This is a genomic window from Streptococcus mitis (assembly GCF_009496285.1).
Taxonomy (GTDB): Bacteria; Bacillota; Bacilli; order Lactobacillales; family Streptococcaceae; genus Streptococcus; species Streptococcus mitis_BP.
Genome location: NZ_WIJK01000061.1, coordinates 1 through 765, shown reverse-complemented (window position 1 = coordinate 765; position 765 = coordinate 1). Strand labels below are relative to the sequence as shown.

The following is a 765-nucleotide window of genomic DNA, read 5'->3' as shown; positions in this document are numbered from 1 at the left end:
ATTACAGCCGTCGTTTTCAAGATAAAGAACTCATTTCTGAGATTTTTTCCCAAGTTCTCAACCAAGCTTTGTATGCTGGCTTAATTGATCCTTCTGAAATATTTGTGGATGGTACCCATATCAAAGCGGCAGCTAATAGTCACAAGTATCGTAAGGAAATGGTGAACCAACAAGCTAAATTTATGAGTGAACAATTGGCAGTTGAGATTGATTTAGATCGGAAAAAACACGCAAAAAAGTCCTTAAAGCCCGCAAAAGAAAGTGAGGCTAAAGAAAAGAAAATCTCAACGACAGATCCCGAGTGTGGTTGGTTCCATAAGGGCGAACACAAGGAAGTATTTGCCTATTCTGCTCAAGTTGCTTGCGATAAGCATGGTTGGGCCTTAGCTTATACGGTTGAAGCAGGAAATGTTCATGACAGTCAGGCTTTCCCTGCCCTATTTTCAAAGTTAGAACCTTTCTCTCCACGCTATATTATTGCGGATTCAGGCTACAAGACCCCAACTATTGCCCATTATTTATTAGAACGTAACATCATCCCTGTCTTCCCTTATACTCGTCCAAAGGGAGTAAAGGGGAACTTAAGGCCTAGTAATTTTGTTTATGATGCAAGTGATGATTGTTATGTCTGTCCAGAAAATCAAGTATTAAGCTATCGCACTACCACTCGAGAAGGCTACCGTGAGTATAAGAGTAATCCCAAAGTATGTGTTGCCTGTCCTTTATTATCCGTTTGTACCCAAAGCCAAAATCATCAAAAAGTAG

At 40.1% G+C, this 765-nt stretch carries 1 protein-coding gene; it reads left to right on the top strand.

Features of this window, described 5'->3' with window-relative positions; genetic code table 11:
- A partial coding sequence (locus tag GEZ89_RS09490) for a transposase (protein WP_153225814.1) occupies positions 1-765 on the top strand: 765 nt, incomplete at both ends.